General features: G+C 72.1%; 19 protein-coding genes and 3 pseudogenes. 15 read left to right on the top strand and 7 right to left on the bottom strand.

From position 1 onward, the window contains the following. Positions 1 to 575: 575 nt before the first annotated feature. The 3 genes from BBK14_RS22255 to BBK14_RS22265 all read left to right on the top strand — a co-directional run bounded on the left by BBK14_RS22255 (position 576) and on the right by BBK14_RS22265 (position 3,609). On the top strand, positions 576 to 1,346 hold the full coding sequence (locus BBK14_RS22255) for a M23 family metallopeptidase (RefSeq protein WP_131802392.1): 771 nt from the start codon (positions 576 to 578) through the stop codon (positions 1,344 to 1,346). A gap of 701 nt (positions 1,347 to 2,047) precedes the next feature. After that, complete coding sequence (locus BBK14_RS22260) at positions 2,048 to 2,821, top strand: NADase-type glycan-binding domain-containing protein (protein WP_198541382.1); 774 nt, start codon at positions 2,048 to 2,050, stop codon at positions 2,819 to 2,821. Positions 2,822 to 3,177: 356 nt separating this feature from the next. Next, on the top strand, positions 3,178 to 3,609 hold the full coding sequence (locus BBK14_RS22265; RefSeq protein ID WP_071065210.1) for a GNAT family N-acetyltransferase: 432 nt from the start codon (positions 3,178 to 3,180) through the stop codon (positions 3,607 to 3,609). 91 nt (positions 3,610 to 3,700) lie between these two features. Here the strand turns inward: BBK14_RS22265 and BBK14_RS22270 are convergent. Both BBK14_RS22270 and BBK14_RS22275 read right to left on the bottom strand, forming a co-directional pair. After that, a pseudogene (locus BBK14_RS22270) lies at positions 3,701 to 4,806 on the bottom strand (integrase core domain-containing protein). Between the two features lie 216 nt (positions 4,807 to 5,022). Next, a complete protein-coding gene (locus tag BBK14_RS22275; RefSeq protein ID WP_241831752.1) occupies positions 5,023 to 5,685 on the bottom strand; it encodes a TetR/AcrR family transcriptional regulator in 663 nt (220 codons plus the stop codon). Positions 5,686 to 5,801: 116 nt separating this feature from the next. Here BBK14_RS22275 and BBK14_RS22280 point away from each other — a divergent pair, with 116 nt between their 5' ends. The 4 genes from BBK14_RS22280 to BBK14_RS22295 all read left to right on the top strand — a co-directional run bounded on the left by BBK14_RS22280 (position 5,802) and on the right by BBK14_RS22295 (position 10,294). Beyond that, positions 5,802 to 6,644, top strand: coding sequence for a sugar phosphate isomerase/epimerase family protein (locus BBK14_RS22280; protein ID WP_071065226.1), 843 nt, complete (start codon positions 5,802 to 5,804; stop codon positions 6,642 to 6,644). Continuing rightward, the gene (locus BBK14_RS22285) at positions 6,641 to 7,693 is read left to right on the top strand and encodes a zinc-binding dehydrogenase (protein ID WP_071065213.1); all 1,053 of its coding nucleotides are present in this window, start codon (positions 6,641 to 6,643) and stop codon (positions 7,691 to 7,693) included. The genes BBK14_RS22280 and BBK14_RS22285 overlap by 4 nt, the downstream gene beginning before the upstream one ends. Positions 7,694 to 7,806: 113 nt before the next feature. Beyond that, the gene (locus BBK14_RS22290; RefSeq protein ID WP_071065215.1) at positions 7,807 to 8,622 is read left to right on the top strand and encodes an SDR family NAD(P)-dependent oxidoreductase; all 816 of its coding nucleotides are present in this window, start codon (positions 7,807 to 7,809) and stop codon (positions 8,620 to 8,622) included. Between the two features lie 295 nt (positions 8,623 to 8,917). After that, positions 8,918 to 10,294 (top strand): NADP-dependent succinic semialdehyde dehydrogenase, encoded by a 1,377-nt coding sequence (locus BBK14_RS22295; RefSeq protein WP_071065216.1) that lies wholly within the window; start codon positions 8,918 to 8,920, stop codon positions 10,292 to 10,294. Positions 10,295 to 10,374: 80 nt separating this feature from the next. On the opposite strand, the gene BBK14_RS22300 is transcribed toward BBK14_RS22295, so the two are convergent. After that, a complete protein-coding gene (locus BBK14_RS22300; protein WP_071065217.1) occupies positions 10,375 to 11,298 on the bottom strand; it encodes an LURP-one-related family protein in 924 nt (307 codons plus the stop codon). Positions 11,299 to 11,468: 170 nt separating this feature from the next. On the opposite strand from BBK14_RS22300, the gene BBK14_RS22305 reads away from it, so the two are divergent. The 3 genes from BBK14_RS22305 (at position 11,469) to BBK14_RS22315 (ending at position 14,304) form a co-directional block, all read left to right on the top strand. After that, positions 11,469 to 12,608, top strand: coding sequence for a sensor histidine kinase (locus tag BBK14_RS22305; protein WP_241831753.1), 1,140 nt, complete (start codon positions 11,469 to 11,471; stop codon positions 12,606 to 12,608). Beyond that, complete coding sequence (locus BBK14_RS22310) at positions 12,605 to 13,354, top strand: response regulator (RefSeq protein ID WP_198541383.1); 750 nt, start codon at positions 12,605 to 12,607, stop codon at positions 13,352 to 13,354. The genes BBK14_RS22305 and BBK14_RS22310 overlap by 4 nt, the downstream gene beginning before the upstream one ends. Positions 13,355 to 13,476: 122 nt before the next feature. Further along, the gene (locus tag BBK14_RS22315) at positions 13,477 to 14,304 is read left to right on the top strand and encodes a DUF2306 domain-containing protein (RefSeq protein WP_241831754.1); all 828 of its coding nucleotides are present in this window, start codon (positions 13,477 to 13,479) and stop codon (positions 14,302 to 14,304) included. Here the strand turns inward: BBK14_RS22315 and BBK14_RS22320 are convergent. Next, positions 14,216 to 15,217 carry an AraC family transcriptional regulator gene (locus BBK14_RS22320; RefSeq protein WP_071065220.1) on the bottom strand — a complete coding sequence of 334 codons (1,002 nt, stop codon included), beginning with the start codon at positions 15,215 to 15,217 and terminating at the stop codon, positions 14,216 to 14,218. The two genes, BBK14_RS22315 and BBK14_RS22320, sit on opposite strands and share 89 nt — an antisense overlap. 92 nt (positions 15,218 to 15,309) lie before the next feature. Here BBK14_RS22320 and tnpA point away from each other — a divergent pair. From tnpA to BBK14_RS22330, 4 genes and pseudogenes are all read left to right on the top strand, one after another. After that, positions 15,310 to 15,732 (top strand): annotated as a pseudogene (tnpA, locus tag BBK14_RS35750) (IS200/IS605 family transposase). After that, positions 15,729 to 16,337: an RNA-guided endonuclease InsQ/TnpB family protein gene (locus BBK14_RS42935; protein ID WP_241831757.1), complete on the top strand. Its 609-nt coding sequence runs from the start codon at positions 15,729 to 15,731 to the stop codon at positions 16,335 to 16,337. Before tnpA ends, BBK14_RS42935 begins: the two are co-directional and overlap by 4 nt. Beyond that, positions 16,316 to 16,690 carry an RNA-guided endonuclease InsQ/TnpB family protein gene (locus tag BBK14_RS42940; protein ID WP_241831755.1) on the top strand — a complete coding sequence of 125 codons (375 nt, stop codon included), beginning with the start codon at positions 16,316 to 16,318 and terminating at the stop codon, positions 16,688 to 16,690. Before BBK14_RS42935 ends, BBK14_RS42940 begins: the two co-directional genes overlap by 22 nt. A 311-nt stretch (positions 16,691 to 17,001) precedes the next feature. Then, complete coding sequence (locus BBK14_RS22330; protein ID WP_071065229.1) at positions 17,002 to 17,496, top strand: anthrone oxygenase family protein; 495 nt, start codon at positions 17,002 to 17,004, stop codon at positions 17,494 to 17,496. Between the two features lie 82 nt (positions 17,497 to 17,578). Here BBK14_RS22330 and BBK14_RS22335 read toward each other — a convergent pair whose 3' ends face one another. Both BBK14_RS22335 and BBK14_RS22340 read right to left on the bottom strand, forming a co-directional pair. Next, positions 17,579 to 18,622, bottom strand: coding sequence for a pyridoxamine 5'-phosphate oxidase family protein (locus BBK14_RS22335; protein ID WP_071065221.1), 1,044 nt, complete (start codon positions 18,620 to 18,622; stop codon positions 17,579 to 17,581). Positions 18,623 to 18,704: 82 nt separating this feature from the next. After that, positions 18,705 to 19,076, bottom strand: coding sequence for an EthD domain-containing protein (locus BBK14_RS22340; protein WP_241831756.1), 372 nt, complete (start codon positions 19,074 to 19,076; stop codon positions 18,705 to 18,707). A 645-nt stretch (positions 19,077 to 19,721) separates the two neighbouring features. Between BBK14_RS22340 and BBK14_RS22345 the strand changes: the two genes are divergently transcribed. After that, the gene (locus BBK14_RS22345; protein WP_071065223.1) at positions 19,722 to 20,357 is read left to right on the top strand and encodes an HNH endonuclease family protein; all 636 of its coding nucleotides are present in this window, start codon (positions 19,722 to 19,724) and stop codon (positions 20,355 to 20,357) included. A 218-nt stretch (positions 20,358 to 20,575) separates the two neighbouring features. Here BBK14_RS22345 and groEL read toward each other — a convergent pair. Further along, positions 20,576 to 20,752, bottom strand: a pseudogene (gene groEL, locus BBK14_RS37260) (chaperonin GroEL); the annotation flags it as partial.

The following is a 20,752-nucleotide window of genomic DNA, read 5'->3' on the forward strand; positions in this document are numbered from 1 at the left end:
CGCCGGCATAGATCTGTACACGCCGCGACGCATCCCCCGCCTCCGGCATCGCTCGAGAACCATCTTCGCCCCATGTGCGGGCGAAGGGCCGCCCCGACCTTACCCTGAGCATCAGCTGTGACAACGTCATCCGCGGAACAGCAGGCCGGACGAGGCAGGAGACGGTACGGCTGACGTGGAAGAATAGACCAGCTTCCTTTCCTGATGGCCGGTGAGGACGACCGAGGACGATGACGGGGGAGACGGTGCCGCCACCAGCGCCGCCGGAATTCGGCGGGAGCGAGGCCGACGCGGACGCGCTTCGGGCGCTTTTTGCACACGATCTGACAGACAGTGAAAAGCCCAGGTCAGAGGCCCCATCCCCGGCCCCGATCTCGGCGGAGGCCGGCTCGTCCGCCGGCTCTGGCACGGCTCCGCCTCCCGGCCGTGGCGGCACGCCCGGGGTCGCGGACGCCGTCGTCCCAGGCGCCAGGTCCGACGTCCCGGCTGACCGGTCCGACGCCCTCCCGCAGGCCGTCCCGTCGGGTGGTGCTGGACCGGTTGGCCCGGCGGATCTCAGGTCGCACGTGCCGTCGGTGGTCGCCCCGGTTGCGCGGGCACGGGTCTCCCCGGACGACCGGTCACAGGTCGCCCCGGTCGCTCGGCCGGGCGCAGAGGCGACGCCCGTCATGGCTCCCGCGGCCCCGAGCGGCGCCCGATACCAGCCACTGTCGCGGGCGCTCGTCGTCGCGCCTCAGCCCGGCGGCGAGCTGCGTCTGCCGGCCCGCGCGGGGGAGACCGTGTACGCGGTCGCCGGCGGGGTCGTGGATGGCCGCTCCCCGTTGCTGCTGCGCGCCGACGACGGCCGCAGCTATCGCTACCAGGGCACGCGTTGCCTGCCCCAGGCCGGCACTCGGGTCGCCGCCGGGGAGCCCATCGGCGTCGTCGTGCCCCACCTCCACGACGGCGACCCCGACGCCACCTGCCTTCATCTCGCTGTGACCGGTCCGGACGGGGACGTCCTCGACGCCTATGGGCTGGTCGCCGGGCTTCCCGACCCCGCGGAGCCCGGTTGGTGGGTGACCGGGTACGGCGTTGATCCCGACCTGGCCCTGGTGCCGCGGAGGCAACCCGCCGGCCGCGCCAGGCGGTTCGGTGCGCCGCCCGCGCCGGTGTCGTCGCCCGTGGTGCCGATGCCGCCGCCGGCATCGGCATCGGCATCGGCACCACCGGCCGCCGTCGGCCTGGGCGCTGGCGGCGAACGCGCGGGTGGCGACGGCGGGGAGGATCTGGCGGCCCTCGCCGCCCTCCTGGTGACCGACCAGGTGCGTCCGGCCGACCGGGCCGACCTGGGCGGTGCCGGATGACGACGTGCCCGACGTGCCAGCGAGTCAACAACGACGGCGTCCAGTTCTGCGAGGGATGTGGCCGGTTCCTGTGGTCCGCGGAGGGCTCCGATCCGCCGCCCTCACTGGGAGGAGGCCGGAGGGAAACGCCAGCCGCAGGTCCAGGTCCGGCCGCGGGCTCTGCCGCCGGCCCTTATCCGCCCGTCGGTGGCCCTCCGCCGTCCGGGGATCCGAGACCAGCGGCCGCGGGGCCCGGTCAGGTCTCCGGAGCCCGGCCGGATCCGGGCCCCGGTTCGCCGTCGGCTCCCGCTGGGCCGTCGGCCCCCGGTATGCCGCGGGCCGTCCGCAGGGAGGATCCCGCGGCGCCGGCATCTCGGACGGCCGAGGGGCGAATCCGGGTCCCGCGTGGGGCACAGCCGGCGGGGTTGCGCCCCATCTCGATCGCCGGCCTGGTGGGCGCCGGCCCGGACGCCGGACCACGGGACAGCTTCCGGGCGGTCCGTCCGGACGAGGAGGCGCCGACCGGAGTGTCGACGCCGTCGACGGCTCCCGGGAGTCCGCCGCAGCCCCCGGGTCACCCGCAGGCGTCGGGCTACCCGCAGACGCCGCCTTATCCCGAGGCATCCGGTCACCCGCCGAGATCCGGAGAGCCTGGCACTCCGATGCCGTGCCGGTGCGGGCGGCAGAACCCGGCCGGCGCCCGGTTCTGCACCTGCGGGGAGATGCTGGTCCGGTTCGAGGCCCGCTCCCGCCGGGACGCGGAGCCGGAACCGCCGAGAGCGCGCGGCTGGGGGGCGGCGCTGGCGGGCGCCGGTGAGCGCCGCCGGTTCGACCGGGAGATGCGCGCCGTCGCCGGCGCCTGGCGCGGATACGATCAGCCGCTCGTACCGCGGGTCGCGGCCTTCCGCGCGACGGCGCTGGCCGTCGTCGTCGCCGCCGTACTCGCCTTCGTCGGGCCATGGAGTGGCAGCTCGCGTGGCTGGGTCTCGGACCATGCGGCCGGGCTCCTGCCGCATTCGTACAAGGAGATCGACGTCAAGTCGTGGCGGGTCGAACCGGCCGAGGAAGAGCTCCCCGGCTACAGTCAGGCATTCGCCGTCGACGGCTTCCGGAACCGGGCCTGGGCCACGGCCTGGCATCCGGACCGGCCCCCCGGCGAGTCCTGCGCCGATACCGAGCAGGCCGGCCGGAGCGCGACCCTCGTCCTCCTCTTCGACGACGCGGTTCGGATCGACCGTGTCTCGATCCGCGCCGGCCTGGACGGGAAGGACCCGCAGCGGCTGACCCAGGCCAGGCCGCGGAGGATCGGGGTGCAGCTCGGCGACGGGCCGTGCCAGATCCTTTCGCTGCGCGACGTGCCCGACCGCCAGGACCTGAACGTTCGCGGAAAGGACGTGCGGATTGTCAAGGTCTGGGTGACCGAGGCCTACGACCCTTCGGACGGCCAGGGCAACGTCATCGCGATCAGCGAGATCGACTTCCTCGCCGAGCGCTGAGCTCGGCGGTCGAGGACGGTCGAACTCTGCCATGGAAATCACAGTGATCTGTTCCGCTGGACGATTTTCGGCTTGGTGAGGGGGCTGCCTCGCAGCGGACAGGGCGGAGTCTCGTCCCGTCCACGGCGGCGCGTCGGCCCGTCGTCCACGGTCGCCGAGACGGGTTGCCGAGAGTGCGGGCAACGAGCGCCAGGAGCCGGGTTGCCGAAACCGGATCCTGGTTCACCGGGAGGGCGCAGGGACGGTTGCCGCAACGTGCGGGGGTGGGCCGATGGATGCCCCTGGCCGCATGGTGGGAGAATCGCGCTGACGGTGGGGGACGACGTTCGGGACGGTCCCAGTTCGGAGTAGAAGCGGTGAGGATCGAACCGGCGGACGATGCCATGTTCGGGGAGCGCGCCGCCTGGCGGTACGACCCGCCCTACGACTTCTACGACGACGACGGCCTACCCGTGAAGAACCCCGAGCGTTTCTTCGCGGTGCGCGACGACGCCGGTGCGCTCATGGGTTTCTACTTCTTCGAGTTGCACGGCGACGCGCTGTTCTACGGGTTCGGCCTGCGGCCCGATCTCACCGGCCGGGGGCTCGGCGAGCAGTTCGTGCTGGCCGGGTTGGAGTTCGCCCGCCCCCTCTACGGGCAGCGCCGGGTCGTGCTCGACGTCGCAGCCTTCAACGAACGTGCCATCCGTCTGTACCAGCGCCTCGGTTTCGTTGAGACCGGACGGCACACCGACACGTTCGACGGCTACGGCGCCGTGGAGTTCGTCGACATGGAAAAGCCCTGCTGAGCACCATAGTGCCGCCTGTGGGGCTCCAGAACTCGGGTTTCGGCCTGTGAGCTGACCCTTTTGCCATTGAGGTGATTGTCTGCGGGCGTCGTCAGGCGGCGTTGCGGTACTCGTTGATCAGCCCGCCGAGGATGCGTGTGCGACGGACGGTGGAACCCAGGGGCGGGGTGACCACGGGTGGCGGGTCGGGTGGGTGCTGGCCGAGGGAGCGGTGAGGCCGGTGGGTGTTGAAATGCTCGGCGTAGCTGATGAGGACTGACGTCAGGTGCCGTTCGGAGACGATCAGCAGTCTGTCGGTGCATTCGCGGCGGGCGCTGCCCACCCAGCGTTCCGCGATCGCGTTTGCCTGGGCGACGGCGGGGGCGTGCGTACCACGTCGATGTCGGCTGCCGTGAAGACGGTGTCGAAGGAAGCTGTGAACTTCGTGTCGCGGTCACGGATGAGGAACCGGAACCGGCGGCCGCGGTCCTCGAAATTTAGCAGCAGGTTCCGTGCATGCTGGGTGACCCAGGCCGAGGTCGGGTGTTGCGTGACTCCGAGGACATGGACATGGCGGGTGGCGATCTCCACGACGAAGAACACGTAGATCCGTTGCAGGAACACGGTGTCCACCGCGAAAAAGTCGCAGGCCAGTATGCCGGAGGCCTGCGCGCGCAGGAACGTGTGCCAGGAGGTGTCGGCCCGGCGGGGTACGGGGTCGACACCGGCGTGGTGCAGGATCCGCCAGACGGTGGCGACTCCGACCGGGTAGCCCAGCCCGGCGAGCTCTCCTTGGATCCGGCGGTGGCACCGGGTTGGGTTCTCCCGCGCGAGGCGCAGGACCAGCTCACGGATCTCATGTCGGATCGGTGGCCGGCCGGGCTTCTTGCTCCGGTAGGTCCATTGTCGTGCGAGGAGGTCACGGTGCCATCGCAAGACGGTGGCCGGGGTGACGACGAAGACGTCCCAGCGGGCGCGGGGTAGCAGCCGGGACAGCGCCGTGAGGATCACCCGATCCTTCGGTTTCAGCGCCGGCCGGTTCACCTGCCGTCGCAGCACCGCCACCTGATGTCGCAGGACGAGGAGCTCCACCTCTTTCGAGGTGTCCCCACGCACGCGGAGCAACATCAGTMCGAGAGCGTTGCGCGTCAGGGCGTAGAGCCGCGACCACGCCATGGCCGTCCAGCCTGCCCGACGCGGGCCTCGTTCGGCGGGCAAACGTGCAGGTCACGCCCAAATCGGGTTCTGGAGCCCCACATGCTCGGTTCTGCGCGCTGCAGGGGCGCGTGCGTGGTTGCGGGGATGTAGCGCGGCGCTCCGTTGCGAGATTAGCACTGCGGCGAAATCCGTCAGATAGGGAACCTGCCCCGGTATCCGGGTCTGCTGGATATCAGCCGGCCTGCGCCGAACCCGGCCTGGGCTGAGTGCGACGGGTTAGAAGGCGGCGGGGCGGACGGTGCGCATGACGTCGTCGAGGATGGTGGCCAGCGGGGTGCGGCCGTCGGTGGCCATCCAGGCGCGGTTTGCCGCCTCCATACAGGCCAGCGCGGCGCCGATGACCGCGGCTGTGCGAGCGCCGGCGGCGGGGCCGGCACCCGGGTGGCTGTCGACTACGGCGCCAGCTCCCGCGGGACTGTCATCCGCGGGTCCGGTTCCCGGGTAGCTGAGGCGTGCGGCGATCTGGGGCGCGAGCCGGTCGTGCCATCGGCACTGCCTTTCCAGGTTGCGGGCCTGCAACCCGGGATTGCCGTCGAGCATCTGCCGCATTGAGAGGGCGCCCTGCGGGTCGCTGGTCTGGTGGGCGATCAGGGTGTCGAAGGCCCGGCGCAGCGCGGTCCAGGCGTCCTCGTTCGCGGGGCGCTGGTCCAGGGCCTCGGCCAGGGACGCGCCGAGGGCGTCGAGGTGCCCCAGGACGACGTCTTCCTTCGACCCGAAGTAGCGGAAGAAGCTGCGGCGCGACATTCCGGCGGCGGCCACGATCTCGTCAATCGTCGTGGCCTCGTAGCCGTTGCGAACGAAGAGGTCCATCGCGACGGACATCAGCTCGGTCCGCACGGCGCGCCGGGTGCGCTCGCGGAGGTCGAGCCCTGCTGACACCTCACCCGCCACAGTCGTACTATACGCCGCGCCACACCTGCCCCAGGATATCGACGGTGGCATTGAGTGTCGTTTCCGGCGTAGTGTGCCGGGTGACTGAGGGGCAGGTGCCGCGGATGACCGGTTCAGCGGAGAGCATCGGCTGGGTGATGTGGTCCGGCACGGTGGGCCTGCAGCGCCCCCTTGCGGAGCGGGTGGAGGCCGCCGTCGCCGGCGGGTTCGKCCGCATCTCGATCAGCCCGCTGGACGTGGCGCTGGCCCAGGAGGCCGGCACCGCGCCCGCCGAGCTGGGGCGGCGGCTGCGCGACCAGGGCCTCGGCATCGTGTTCGACGGGCTCATGAACTGGTATGGCGGCGAGCCGATGACGGCTTCGCGCTCCATCGCCTTCACCGCGGACGAGGTGCTGGACATGTGCGCGGCCCTGCGGCCCGCGGCGCTGACGGCGTTCGCCCGCCCGACCGGTGACCTCCCGGTCGAGGAGATCGCCACCGCGTTCGGGCAGCTGTGTGACCGCGCGGCGGAGTTCGACACCCTGATCCAGCTCGAGTTCATGGCCATGATGGCGATCAGGGACCTGCCGGCCGCGATGGCCGTTGTCGCGGCGGCGGATCGGGCCAACGGCGGCCTGGTGTTCGACACGTGGCACTTCTTCCGGGGGAACCCCGACTTCGCGGCGCTCGAGGCGCTCCCGGGCGACCGGGTCTTCGCGGTGCAGGTGTCTGACGGGCCCGCCGAGGCACCGGACGACATCGCCCGGGACACCTTCAACCGGCTGCTTCCCGGCGACGGCGGTTTCGACCTTGTCCGGCTGTTCCGCGTGCTGGACGGTATCGGCGCGCTCGGCTGGGTCGGGCCCGAGGTTCTCTCCCCGGCCACCGAGGGGATGCCCGCCGCGGAGGCCGCCGGCCTCGGCGCCGCCCGGGTGCGCGAACTGATCGACCAGGTCCGGGCGTCATGATCGCGGCGAGGTTGCACGGCCCCGGTGACCTGCGCGTCGAGGAGGTCGACGAGCCCGAGGCGGCGGCGGGCGAGGTGAAGATCGCCGTGGCCCACAACGGGCTGTGCGGCACCGACCTCACGGAGATCTTCTCCGGGCCGCGGGCCTGTACGACGGTGCCGCATCCGCTCACCGGCGGCGTGCTGCCCCAGATCGTGGGCCACGAGTTCGCCGGGGTGGTCGCGGCCGTCGGGGCGGGCGTCACCGACGTCGCCGTCGGCGAGCGGGTCAGCGTGGAGCCGCTCTACTCCTGCGGTGACTGCGACCGCTGCCAGGCCAGTCTCCCCGAACTGTGCCGGCAGGTCATGACGCACGGGATCTGCTCGAACGGCGGCGGGCTGGCCCAGTTCACGACCGTCCCGCGGGCGATGGTGCACCGCCTTCCCTCGTCGATGTCGCTGGCCGAGGGCGCGCTGGTGGAGCCGATGGCGGTCGCGTTCAACGGCGTGCTGCGCTCCGGTGCCGAGGCGGGCGGATCCGCCCTCGTGTTCGGTGCCGGGCCGATCGGGATGGGCGTGGTGTTCGGTCTGCGCGCCCTCGGGGTGACGGACATCCTGCTCGTCGAGCCGGCGCCGGCGCGGCGTGCCGCGGCGGAGCGGCTCGGTGTCGCCGACGTCCTCGACCCGAACACGACCGACGTCGCCGACGAGGTCCGGCGCCGCACCGGCGGTCGCGGCGTCGACGTGGTGCTGGACGCCGCCGGGGCGCCCGGGACGTTCGGGCTGGCCCCGGCCGTGCTGCGGGCCCGGGGGCGCTACGTCGGGATCGCGGTCGCCGAGCGGCCGGTCGAGTTCGCGCCATGGGTGCTGGCCCGGGGGGAGATCGAGCTGACCGGGTCGCTGGGCTACGGCCCCGGGGTGTTCACCCGGGTGATCGATCTGATCGCGGGCGGCGCGTACCCGACGGCGGGGTGGGTCGACCACGTCGGCCTGTCCGACCTGCACGACGCTCTACAAGATCTTCGCGACGGCCGGCGGATGAAGGTCCTCGTCGGCCTGCCTGCCGGCTGACCGGCGGGCCGGGCTTCGCTCGCCATCTTGGGAACGCCTGCCATCTCGGGAGAGCCGGCCACCGCGGAACGGCGCGACGGCGGGTACCCGCACCGGACACGGAAGGGCACAGCATGGAGACCGGGCTGGACGGCCGCACGGCGGTGGTCACGGGCGGGAACGCCAACATCGGACGGGGTATCGCCCTCGCCTTCGCGGCCGAGCGGGCGAACGTCGTCATCGTCGGCCGGGATGAGGAGCAGGGCCGTCGGGTGTGCGAGCAGCTGCTGGCCGCCGGCGCGGGGAACGTGCTGTKGCAGGCCGCCGACGTCACCGACCGCGCACAGGTGGTCGCCATGGTGGCTGCCGTGCGGGAGCGGCTGGGCGGCGTCGACGTGCTGGTGAACAACGTCGGCGGCAATGTCGACCTCGACGCGTTCGCCGACTCGGACCCGGCGACGTGGGAGCGGGACATCTCGCTCAACATCATGAGTACCCTGAACTGCACCCATGCGGTGCTTCCCGGGATGATCGAGCGGGGGAGCGGGCGGATTGTCAACATCGGCTCGACGTCGGGGATCGTCGGCGACCCGCTGCTCGCCGTCTACTCGGCGATGAAGGGCGCGGTGCACAGCTTCACCAGGGTGCTGGCCAAGGAGGTCGGCCGGCAGGGCATCACCGTMAACGCGATCGCGCCCTACGGGACCCTCCCCGAGGACATGAGCCGGGACGTCAGCTCGGGCAGCCGCTGGCATCCGGACGGGGTGTTCGCCCGGCTGGCCGCCACCCGGGGCCCGGAGCTGCACTCCGTCGGCCGGCGCACGGTGCTGGAGCGTCAGACCGCCCTGCCCGCCGAGATCGGTGCCGCCGCCGTCTACCTGGCCTCGGACGCCGCCGCGTTCGTCACCGGGCAGGTGTTGTCGGTGGACGGCGGCACCCAGATCGCCTGACGCAAGTAATCGATCACTCTGTTAAAGTCCAGCTCGTGGCGGCGGGTGCCGGGGCGGAACGGCGAAGCCCGATCGACCGGTTGATCGGCAAATTGGTGGGCAAACCGTGCCAGGCGCCGGCACGGCGCGGCGAGATCGGGGATTATCGCGTCGATCGGTGAGTGCCGCGCCGACGGCGGAGTCGGAACGGGCCCGCGCCGACGACGGGGAGTGCCCACTCTCCACGGCGGCCGTGGCCCGCGTCTGGGCAGCCAGGCGGGCAGACCCAGCGGGCAGATCCAGCAGAGGGAGCGACATGGCGATCCAGTCGGTCAATCCGGCGACGGGCGCAGTGGTCAGGACGTTCGACGCGCTCAACGGTGACGAGATCGAACAGCGGCTGGCCCTGGCCAGCGCGACGGCCGCCGTCTACCGCCGGACGACCTTCGCCGAACGGGCCGCGCTGCTGCGGCGGGCCGCCGACATTCTCGACGCGGAACGGCACGAGATCGCCGTGACGATGACGACCGAGATGGGCAAGACGCTGCGCTCGGCCGAGGCCGAGGCGGCGAAGTGCGCGAAGGGCATGCGGTTCTACGCCGAGCACGCGGCGGCGTTCCTCGCCGACGAGACGCTGGCCGACCCGGGCTCGGTCGGCGCGAGCCGGGCGTTCGGCCGGTACCAGCCGCTCGGCGTCGTCCTCGCGGTGATGCCGTGGAACTTCCCGCTCTGGCAGGTCGTCCGGTTCGCGGCGCCGGCGCTGATGGCGGGCAACGTCGGGCTGCTCAAGCACGCTTCGAACGTCCCGCAGTGCGCGCTCTACCTGGAGGACCTGTTCCGCCGGGCCGGGTTCCCCGAAGGCGCCTTCCAGACCCTGCTGATCGGCGCCGGGCAGGTCGAGGCGGTGCTGCGCGACCCCCGCGTCGCCGCGGCGACCGTCACGGGCAGTGAACCGGCCGGCCAGGCCGTCGCGTCCGTGTGCGGGCAGGAGATCAAGAAGACCGTCCTCGAGCTCGGCGGCAGCGACCCGTTCGTCGTCATGCCCTCCGCCGACGTCGCGCGCGCCGCCGAGGTGGCGGTCACCGCCCGCTGCCAGAACAACGGGCAGTCCTGCATCGCCGCGAAGCGCTTCATCGTCCACGAGGACGTCTACGAGCAGTTCGCCGAGCTGTTCGTCGCCGGGATGGCGGCGCTGAAGGTCGGTGATCCGATGGACCCGAGCACCGACATCGGCCCGCTGGCGACCGAGGGCGGCCGGCTCGACATCGAGGAGCTCCTCGCGGACGCGGTGAAGGAGGGCGCCAGCATCCTGTGCGGCGGGACGGCGCCGTCCGGGCCGGGATACTTCTTCCCACCGACCGTCGTCGGCGACGTCACCCCGGCGATGCGCCTGCACCTCGAGGAGGCGTTCGGCCCGCTGGCCACCCTCTACCGGGTGCCGGACATCGACGCGGCGATCGAGCTGGCGAACGTGACGTCGTTCGGGCTCGGCTCCAACGCGTGGACGACCGACCCGGCCGAGCAGGAGCGGTTCATCTCCGACCTGGTCGCCGGCGCGGTTTTCCTCAACGGCATGGTCAGCTCCCATCCGGAGCTGCCGTTCGGTGGCGTCCGCCGCTCCGGCTACGGCCGTGAGCTGAGCGCGGTCGGCATCAGGGAGTTCTGCAACCTCAAGACCGTCTGGGCCGGCTGAGCGAGCGGAGCAGCGCCAGCGCGGGCACCGGTAGCCGGTGCCCGCGCCACCGGCTCAACCCAGGCCCTTCACATTCTGCTTCAGTTCGAGTCCTGCTTCAGCGCGGTGTCGATGGTCAGCGCCGAGGCCACCACGAGGCTCAGCATCGGCTGCGGCAGCGGCCGGTGCAGCTGCACCACGTAGTTGTCGGCCGTGGTGAACATCGTCCGGGCCAGGCCCTCCCAGGTCTTGGTCACCCGGGCGACCTCGGTGTCGTTCTGGTCGACGATCGAGAAGTTCCACGCCCGCCAGTTCTCGGCCTTGATCATTCCGACGTTCGTGCCGCCGGCCTCCAGCCCGAACCGGATCTTGCCGAACACGTTCTGCTGGATGATGCTGCCGACCTCCCGGCCGTCGGGCAGCGTCACGACCACCTTCGACTTGAACAGCTTCGCCGGCCTGGTCAGCACCAGCTGCGGCACACCGGCGGCGTCACGCACCTCAAGCCGGTGGGTGAGGAACTGGTCGACCGACGACACGAAGCGCACGGCCTTCTTCAACGCGTTCTGGCCGACCTCGACGACCGAGCCGATCTGGTTCCCGTTCTGGTCGAAGACGGCGTACTCGTTCGTCAACTCGATCAGCTTCGTCTTCTGGTTGACGACCAGCACCGGCTCGCTGAACAGCGAACCGCCGCCCTGCGCCGGCACGTGCACCCCGGCCTGCTCGCGGACCTGCCGCTGGACCCGGTCAGGGGTGTGGCGGGTCTGCACGGGCGGCGGCTGGTAGCCCTGCGGGCCGCCCCAGCCGCCCGGCCTCGGCCCGCTCTGAGGCGGGACCTGCTGGCCGGGCTGCTGTTGGCCGTACTGCGGCTGGTCGGGCTGCGCCGGGCCGTGATGCGCCGGGGCGGGCTGCGGGGGCGGTGCCGGCTGGGTGTGGTCGGTCCACGTGTTGCCGTCCCACCATCGAGCGCCGGGCTGCCCTGACGGGTCGTCGTACCAGCCTGGCGACACGCTCTGTGACATGTACCCACTTTGCCACTCGTCGGTCCTCCGGGGTGCGGCCGGGAGAGGGCCCGGGCCGTCCCGGGACGTCGGTTGGGCGATAGCCGGTGACGGCGGTGGCATCCGGCCGTCCGGCCGGCCACGCGGCGATGACGGCCCGGCGTGATGCCCGGGTTGGTTACCGTGGCGGTGTGCGCGATCTCGTCCGTCCGCTGTGGGAGGAGCCGCGTCCGGCGCGCCCGTCGACACCGGGCCGGCGGGACTGGCCGCTGGCCGCCGCGCTCACGGTCGCCGCGCTCACCGAGGGGTTGCTGCGGGCGGACCTTCCGTGGCGGACCTGGTCGGTGTTGCTGGCACTCGCCCTCGTCCCGACCCTGCTGTGGCGCCGGGCGAGGCCGCTGGCGGCGGTCACGATCGCCTTCGGTGCCTCGGCTGTGGCCTCGGTGCTCACCGGCGGCGGCGTCCCCCAGCTGAACAGCATGATCTTCATGCTGCTGTTGCCGTACTCGCTGCTGCGGTGGGGATCGGGCCGGGAGGCCGTGACCGGCGCGGCGGTCGTGCTCGCCGCCGCCGCCGTCTGCATGATCTCCGCTGCCACCGGTGCCGCCGACGCCGTCGGCGGCGCGGCCGTGCTGCTCGCCTCGTTCGCGCTGGGCGGGGCGTTCCGGTACCGGGCCGGGGCCCGGCTGCGCGAGCTGGAGCAGGCCAAGCTGCTCGAACGGGAGCGGCTGGCCCGGGATCTCCACGACACCGTCGCCCACCACGTCTCGGCGATCGCGATCCGGGCCCAGGCGGGCATCGCCACCGCGCCGTCGAGCCCAGCCGCCGCCGCCGAGGCACTGCGGGTGATCGAGCTCGAGGCGTCGCGCACCCTGGCCGAGATGCGGGCCATGGTCCGGGTACTGCGCCGTGACGAGCCGGCGGAACTGGCGCCGAACCCGACCGTCGCCGATCTCGAACGGCTCGCCGGCCAGGCCCGCTCCGGCCCGGCGGTGCGGGTGCGGATCGTCGGCGAGGTGGGAAATCTCCCGCCGTCGGTCGGGTCCGCGATCTACCGGCTCGCGCAGGAGTCGATCACCAACGCCCGCCGGCACGCGCGGCACGCGAACCACGTCGAGGTCGTGGTGTCCGCCGATGACGCGTGCGTGCGGCTGTCCGTGCGCGACGACGGCGACACCGCCGCCCTGCACCCGCCGCCGTCGCCGGGCTACGGGCTCACCGGGATGATCGAGCGCGCGCGCCTGCTCGGCGGCACCTGCGAGGCCGGCCCCGCCCCCGACCGGGGCTGGACGGTGACCGCCACCCTGCCCCGGGCCGGGTGGGCGACGTGAACGCCGGCCGCGACGCGGGTGGGAGCGCCGACCCGCACGCCGGTGGGAACCCCGATCCGGACATCCGGGTGGTCGTCGCCGACGACCAGGAGATCGTCCGCACCGGCCTGCGGATGATCCTCGACGCCCAGCCGGGCATCGTGGTCGTCGGCGTGGCGGCGGACGGCCGCCGGGCCGTCGAGCTCGCCCGCCGGCTGCGGCCCGACGTCTGCCTGATCGACATCCGGATGCCCGTGATGGACGGCATCCAGGCCACGCTCGCCCTTGCCGGGCCGGGGGTGGCTGATCCGCTCGCCGTCGTCGTCATCACCACCTTCGACCTCGACGAGTACGTCTACGCCGCGTTGCGGGCCGGGGCCCGCGGCTTCCTGCTCAAGGACGCCGGCCCCGATCTGCTGGCGCAGGCCGTGCACGCCGCCGCCCGCGGCGACGCCCTCATCGCGCCGAACGTCACCGCCCGGCTGCTCGCCACCTTCGCCGGGAGCGGGCCCGCACCGGTGCCGGTGCAGCCGGTCGAGGCGCTGACCGACCGCGAGGAACAGGTGCTCGCCACCGTGGCGGGCGGCCGGACGAACAGCGAGATCGCCGCCGATCTGCACATCAGCCTCAGCACGGTCAAAACCCACATCGCCAGCCTCATGGCGAAGCTCGGCGCCCGCAACCGCGTCGAGATCGCCCTCTGGGCCTACCAGACCGGACGGGTCGACGTCCGCCGGTCGGGGGCGGGCGGCGCGGGCGGGTGGTAACGGCATCTGTCCGGCCGGCGTCCGTCGGCCGGAAGTAGGACCCGGAGCTCGCCCGATCGGCCAGGGTGGCTCCGGCCTCCACGCTGATGAGAGCACCGCCCCGTCGGCCCCATGATCGTCTCGTGACCGATGAGAACGGGACCGCGCTCAGGTCTCCTTCCGGCCTCGTGGGTTCGCCCGGTGCTGTGGGCTCACCCGGAGCCGCGGGCCTGCCTGGCCGGCGCGCGGTCGCCGGGTCGTCCGCCGCAGTCTCCTCCGTTGTCTCGTCGGGGCGGGCCTCGTGGCTGGTGCCTGCCGGGCTGCTCCTGCTCAGCGCCGTGCCGGTCGCGGCTGGCGCGCTGCGGGTGGGTGAGCTGGCCGGCGGCGCGCGGGCCACGGCGGAGAACGCGCGCTTCGTCGCCCAGCCCGTGCCCGTGGTGGTGCACATCATCGGGGCCAGCCTGTACAGCGTGCTGGGTGCCTTCCAGTTCTCGCCGGGCCTGCGTCGGCGCGCACCTCGCTGGCACCGCGCCACCGGGCGGCTCCTGATCCCCTGCGGGCTCGCCGTGGCGTTCACCGGCGTGTGGATGACGCTCTTCTACGACCTGCCGCCGGCCGACGGCGTGGTTCTCGCCGGCCTGCGGATCATCGTCGGCACGGTGATGGGAAGTGCCGTCATCCTGGGCGTCGTCGCCGTGCGGCGGGGTGACATCGCCCGGCACCGGGCCTGGATGACCCGGGCCTACGCCCTCGCGCTGGGGGCGGGGACCCAGCTGTTCACCCACCTGCCCTACGAGATCGCCGTCGGGAAACCGGGCGAGGCCAGCCGGGCGGTGCTCATGGCCGCCGGCTGGCTCATCAACGTCGTCGTCGCCGAACGGATCATCCGGGCGCGTCCGCCGGGCGGCCGTCGGACGGCGGCTGGTCCGCCCGGTCGCCGTGGGCGCGGGCGCGGTACTGCTGCGGACTGACGCCGTACCGGCGGCGGAACGCCGTGCTGAGGGCGAACGGGCTGCCGTAGCCAACCTGGCGGGCCACCGCGCCGACCGTGGCCGCCGGCTCCTGGAGCAGGTCGGCGGCCAGGGTGAGACGCCAGCCGGTCAGGAACGCGATGGGCGGCTCGCCGACCAGGCTGGCGAACCGGCGCGCGAACGAGGCGCGGGAGACGCCCGTGGCCGCGGCGAGGGCGGCGATCGTCCAGGGGCGCTCGGGATGGTTGTGCAGCAGCCGCAGCGCGTGGCCGACGACGGGGTCGCCGTTGGCCCGCCACCAGGGCGGCGCGTCGGTGTCGGGGCGGGCGAACCAGGCCCGCAGCGCGGTGACGAGCAGCAGGTCCAGGAGCCGGTCTAGGACGGCGGCCTGGCCCGGGTCGTCCCGGCCGATCTCCTGGGCCAGCATGGGTACCAGCGGGCAGTCCCAGTCGTCCGCGCGGATGACGGCCAGCGCGGGCAGCGCGTCGAGCAGCCGGCGGCTGACCTCGCTGTGCTGCTGGTAGGTGCCGGTGAGCATCGTCGTCGGCGGGGCCGTCGCGCCGTCGCGCTGGTTGCCCCAGGTGCGCACGCCGAGATCCATCTGCGCGGCGAGGCTCGCACCCGACAGCGTGGTGCAGACCTGCCCGGGATGGATCACGATCCGCGGCGGGGTAGCCGGGTCGTCGGCGACGACGTACGGGTCGGGCCCGCGGGCGACGGCCACGTCGCCCGCGCGCAGCCGCACCGCGGGGGTGTCCCGGGGGAGCACCCAAACCTCGCCGTGCACGACCGCGACGACGGTCAGCGGCGCCTGGTCCCTGATGAGCATCGACCAGGGCGGGGACATGACCGAGCGGATCGCGAACGCCCCCCGCGCCCGCGGCCCGTCCAGCATTCCGGCCAGGACGTCCATCAAGATTTCCCGAGGGGGCTGGCGTCTTCAGGCGTGAGGGGAATCGGGTACGGACCGTGACCGTTGGTGTGCGTCGCCGGTATGTCCGGATCATGGTTCGGCGGGGGGTGGTGGGTGCGGGTGGCGTCTACGGCCGTGGGTATCGCAGGGTGTGGTGCTCGAAGTTCCGCTGCCCTGTGCTCGCTGGTCCTGTCGGTGACCGTTGTGGCGAGCTGGTCCGGGAGAAGTGCGCCGGGTATGAGTGGATGGTCGTTGCGTGGGAGGTCACGCCGGACCCTGTGGATCTGTTCGTGAAGGTTCACCTGAGGCACTTCCCGTCGTGTGTCGCCGACCAGCTCGCGGGGTTGACGTCCCGGGTGCTGCGTGAGGGGTTCGGGTATCTGCGGTTCTGGTTGCCGGCGCTGTGTGGTCGCGGTTGTACGTCGCCGCCACCGTCGGCGCGGTTTCGCCCGAGACTGTCCGCCGGTACGTTGACACCCGGTACGAGTGGCCGTGGCGTGGAGCGGGCCCGGTGAGGCGGGCGTTCAAGTTCCTGCTCCGCCCGACGGCGCGGCAGGCCGCCGCGCTGACGGCGATGCTCGATGATCACCGGGCGCTCTACAACGCCGCGTTGCAGGAACGACGCGATGCCTACCGGCATCGGTCGAGGGTGACGGTTCGCTACGGCGACCAGTCCGCCCAGCTCAGGGAGATCCGCGCCTACGATCCGGATCAGGGGCGCTGGTCGTTCTCCTCCCAGCAGGCCACCCTGCGTCGCCTCGACAGGGCGTTCGCCGGTTTCTTCCGCCGGGTCGGGGCAGGCCAGAGCCCTGGCTATCCGCGGTTCAGGGGCGCGGGCTGGTCCGACACGGTCGAGTGGCCGAGGGACGGGGACGGCTGCCGCTGGAACTCCCAGCCTGAGCATCCCACCCAGGTCCGGGTTCGGTTTCAGGGCGTTGGCCACGTCAAGGTTCACCAGCATCGGCCGGTGGCGGGCACGGTCAGGACGGTCTCGGTGAAGCGGGAAGGCCGCCGCTGGTATGTGGTCGTCTCCTGCGAGGACGTGCCCGCGCGGCCGCTGCCGGCCACCGGGGTGGTGGTGGGGGTGGATATGGGGGTGTGGAAGCGCTGCGGGTCGTGAACATGACCCGCCGGGCCGCGCCGAGACCCGACCCGGACCGGCCCGGGGTGTTCCCGGCGAACGGGCAGGCGGCGAAGTCCGGGCTGAACAGAAGCGTTCTCGACGCGGGATGGGGGGTGTTCCTCCACGTGCTGCGCGCCAAGGCTGAAAGCGCCGGACGGGTCGTCGTCGAGGTGAACCCCGCCCACACCTCCCGCACGTGTGCGGTCTGCGGGCACTGCCATGCCGACAACCGCAGGACACAGGCCGCGTTCGTCTGTGTCGCGTGCGGGCATGCCGCGCACGCCGACGTGAGCGCGGCGATCAACATCCTTCGGGTCGGGCTGGCCTGTCAGGCCACGKAAGCGGCCTGAGAAGCCGGCGGCTCCAACCGTCGGAGGAGTCACGGACCGGAATGATAGTGATCAGATGGTCGCGGGTGGCCGGGTCGGACGATCCGGGCGGTCGTGCGCGGGATCCGGGCCGTGGACGGGCCCTGGCCGGGTCGCGGTGGACGTCCGCGTATGGATCCGAGATTCTGGGCGATGGGCCGTCTCGGCCGGGCGGGCTTGACTGATCACATGACGACACACCTGACGACACACCCGGCGACACCCGTGACGACGACCGTGATCAGCGGGGCGTGCCCGGCGCGCGGCGCGGCGGACCGTGGCCGGGTGACCCGATGACGGAGCGGGTGCTGGCCCCGCTCACGATCGTCTCGGCGGTCGGCTCGGGCGTCGTGGGCGGCGTCTTCTTCGCCTTCTCCGTGTTCGTGATGCGGGCGCTCGACGGGCTGCCGCCCGCCCAGGGCCTGCAGGCGATGCAGGGCATCAACAGGTGGGCGCCCACCGGCTGGTTCATGACGGCCCTGCTGGGCACGGCGCTGACCTGCGCCGTCCTCGGCGTCTCGGCGGCGCTGGACCTCGACCGGCCGGGCGCCGCACTGCGCCTCGTCGGCAGCGTGCTGTACCTCGTCGCGATCGTGGTGACGATCTTCTACCACGTTCCGCGCAACGACGCGCTGGCCGGGGTGTCGCCGGACGGCGTCGACGCGGCGCGGCGGTGGGCGGAGTACCTGCCCGGCTGGACCGCCTGGAACCACGTCCGGACGATCACCTCGATCGCGGCGGCGGCGGCGCTCACCGTCGCCGCCCGCGTCGTCGAGCAGGCGAGGTGAGACCGGCCCACCGGGCCGGCCGCTGCCAAGGACGAGAGCCGGCCCGCGGCCCGGCGTACCGCCCGCGGGCGCGGCGGGTGGGTCAGGTCCTCCGGTTCCCGTGCTCCTCGGTGATGCCGGTGATCGGTGCGTCGCTGGCGATGCGCGCCCGGCGGATCAACGCGATGCGGGTCCGTGGCGGGGGGTCCGCCGGGATGACCGGGAGGGACTGGCCGCGCCGCTCAGCCTCGTACTCGAGCCGTGCCCTCGCCTTGGCGAGGGTGTCCTCGCTCGGCTGGAGAACCTGCTTCGTGTCGAGTGTCGCCGGGTGCTGGGGGAGCGAGCGCTCGACGCGGAACAGGACGCGGTCGCCGCCGTCCGCTCCGGCGTCGCCGACGAAGGTACGGAAACCCGCGAAGGTGAGCGACGCCCTGCCCCGCAGCCGCCAGGGGGTGCCCGTGGGCACCGCCAGCCGGAAGCCCTCGGCTGTCAGCTCGAAGGAGGTCGCCCGCATCGGAAGCGGAAAGCCGTCCTCGTCGAGCACCGACAGATGCGCCGGAGTGCCGCCCTCCACGGCCTCCCCGGCCACGTCCTGCCAGGGACGGACCGGCCAGGCCGACCGCTTCATCCTGCGGGCGGGCGAGGGGTCGGATGTCGGGTAGACCGTGTCGGGCGCCGCGGACCACACCTGCGGTGGGTCGTCGAGGGCCGCGTGGCTGTCCCACCAGTACACCCGTTCGGGCTTGTTCTCGATGATGATCCGAGACCAGTAGGTGACGGCCTTGCGTGCCTCCTCCCACGTGATGCCGTGGCTGATCCCCTCGTAGCCGGTCTCGGCGAGATAGCGGATGGCGTTGGCCTGGATGTCGCTGTCGCGCACCGCACCGTGGGCGCGAATGACCACGACCGGTTCCTCGGGGCGGCCCTCGATCAGGAGCCCGACCTTCGAGGTGCGCCGCACCCGCTCGGCCTTGGCCGGATTGGGCAGGCCCGTTGCCAGGTCGATCGTCGACATGTCGTCGGCCGGAAAATAGTAGGTGGGCGTGTCGATCGGAATGCCGGCCGCGGACACCGTCGAGAACTCGGCCACCACCCCCGACTCTATGAGGCTGAAGACCCGGGCCGGAAGATCATGAAGGTCACTCATCTGGCTAACCGCTTCCTGTCGGGTCCGGACCGGACCTGATGGTCAAAGCCGCCGGGAGGTCCCTGCCGTTCCTCGGGGGCGCTCACCCGCGGACGACCGGAACCCAGTCGTAGGTCTCCCCGTCGGGACCCATCGGCGAATCGTGTTCCTCCACGATGCAGATCGGGTTGGCGTGCGTGGCGAACAGCTTCTTCTCGTCCTCCAGCGTGTGTGGCAGCCGCTCGGGGTCCCTGATGAGACGCTGCGAGTTCTCGAAGTCCTCGCGGCTGTTCCACCAGATCTCCATGATGCAGTCGTAACCGCTGTCGTGGATTTCTCCGGTCACCGGGTTCTCGACGGGAGTCAGATAACGTCGCACGTACCGGACCGCGTTCGGTATGGCCGGCTTTCCGATCTTCTTCGCCAGCTGTGTGTGCTGGTTCTCGTAGTAGTCCAGGAACTCTTCCGTTGTCATGTCCGGGCGCTTCTTGAAGAAGCAGACCTGCTTGAACACGCGGCACGGCCCCTCTCAAAAATTCGGCCGGGCCCAGCTCGGCTGTGCCTACGGCCGACAGTCGGTTGAGCTTCTGCGTTCCCCGGTTTCCGGCCAGCAACATAGCAAATCGGCGGGTGACGCGGTAGGCATTCGCGCGGGCGCCCGCGAGCTCGGGCGGATGCCTCACGGTCGTGCGCCCCGGAATCACCGCGGGCCGGCGGGACGTGTCACCTCGCGCAGGCGGCTCCGGTGGCCGGTCGTGCCGGGGCGCCGGCCCTGCTCTCCGCGGCCCGACGGCCCGTCCGACGTGGCTCGTCCGTGACCATCGGTGACCGGCCCTACCGGGCGGCGGCCACCGTGCCGGGCATCGCTCCGGCGTGATTCCGCGCGGAGCCGCGTGGGTGACCGGGCCACCGGTCCGGCGTTGCGTCCAAGGTTCACCGCAATTTCGAATGAATGACACAGATCTTTTTGGTGGGCCGGTGGCCGTCCCCGAAGGTTCACCGTCGATTCGTGTATCTGCTCCTGTTTCCGGTACGGGCTGTTGCCATTCTCCGGTGAGTTTYGCCGTTCACTGAGTCTGCGGTCCGGCAGGCCACGGTGAAACTGGTCAGGAGTACCCCTGTGGCCTCCCGTCTCCTGAAAGTGGCCGCCGTGGCCGTGGCCGCGATTGTCGCGTGTGTGCTGTTCGCGGCCGCGCCTGCCGGGGCAACGCCCCCGAACATTCCCTCGGCGAGCACGGCCCTGACCAGGCTGAATTCGCTGACGGTAGCGGCGGAATCGCATGCGTCGACCTATGACCGCGACCTTTTCCCGCACTGGATCACCGTGAGTGGCGCCTGTAACACCCGGGAACAGGTCCTCAAGCGCGACGGTACCGGCGTGGTCGTGAACAGCAGCTGCGCCGCGACCTCCGGATCGTGGTACAGCCCGTACGACGGTGCCACGTGGACGGCCGCGGCCGACGTGGACATCGACCACATGGTCCCGCTGGCGGAGGCCTGGGCCTCCGGCGCCTGGGCGTGGACCACCACGCAGCGCCAGACCTACGCGAACGACCTCGGCGGGCCCGAGCTGTGGGCCGTCACGGACAACGTCAACCAGTCCAAGGGCGACAAGGACCCCGCGGAATGGCAGCCGTCGCTGTCGTCCTTCCGCTGCACCTACGCGCGGGCCTGGGTTCAGGTGAAGTACTACTACAACCTGACCGTGGACAGCACTGAGAAGTCGGCCCTGAACACCATGCTGGGTACCTGCTGACGGCTCTGACGGGACATCGCCGCCACGGCCGGGCCGCCCGCGGCCGGTAGCAGGAGGCGATCCGGCGGATGCGTCCGGCCGGGGAAGCCGGGCTGGGGAAGCCCGGCTGGAAAGGCCTGGCCGGTGACACGACGGTGGGTGGGTCCGCAGGTTGCACCGCGGGCCCACCCACCGGTGGTTCAGCTCAGCTCACCGGGTGGCCCGGCTTGCCGGGTGGATCAGAAGCCCATGCCCCCCATGCCGCCCATGGCGGCCGCGTCGGCACCGCCGCCGGCGCCCGCGGGCTCCGGCTTGTCCGCGACGACGACCTCGATGGTGAGGAAGAGGCCGGTGATGGACGCGGCGTTCTGCAGCGCCGAGCGGGTGACCTTCACCGGGTCGATGATCCCGGCGGC

The organism is Parafrankia soli, assembly GCF_001854695.1.
Lineage (GTDB): Bacteria > Actinomycetota > Actinomycetes > Frankiales > Frankiaceae > Parafrankia > Parafrankia soli.

Excerpts from the sequence above, each read along its gene's own strand:
- BBK14_RS22300 (WP_071065217.1), bottom strand. The coding sequence starts at position 11,298 with ATGTCACAGAGCGTGTCGCCAGGCTGGTACGACGACCCGTCAGGGCAG.
- BBK14_RS22340 (WP_241831756.1), bottom strand. The coding sequence starts at position 19,076 with ATGACAACGGAAGAGTTCCTGGACTACTACGAGAACCAGCACACACAG.
- BBK14_RS22335 (WP_071065221.1), bottom strand. The coding sequence starts at position 18,622 with ATGAGTGACCTTCATGATCTTCCGGCCCGGGTCTTCAGCCTCATAGAG.
- BBK14_RS22285 (WP_071065213.1), top strand. The coding sequence starts at position 6,641 with ATGATCGCGGCGAGGTTGCACGGCCCCGGTGACCTGCGCGTCGAGGAG.
- BBK14_RS22295 (WP_071065216.1), top strand. The coding sequence starts at position 8,918 with ATGGCGATCCAGTCGGTCAATCCGGCGACGGGCGCAGTGGTCAGGACG.
- BBK14_RS22260 (WP_198541382.1), top strand. The coding sequence starts at position 2,048 with ATGCTGGTCCGGTTCGAGGCCCGCTCCCGCCGGGACGCGGAGCCGGAA.
- BBK14_RS22330 (WP_071065229.1), top strand. The coding sequence starts at position 17,002 with ATGACGGAGCGGGTGCTGGCCCCGCTCACGATCGTCTCGGCGGTCGGC.
- BBK14_RS22320 (WP_071065220.1), bottom strand. The coding sequence starts at position 15,217 with ATGGACGTCCTGGCCGGAATGCTGGACGGGCCGCGGGCGCGGGGGGCG.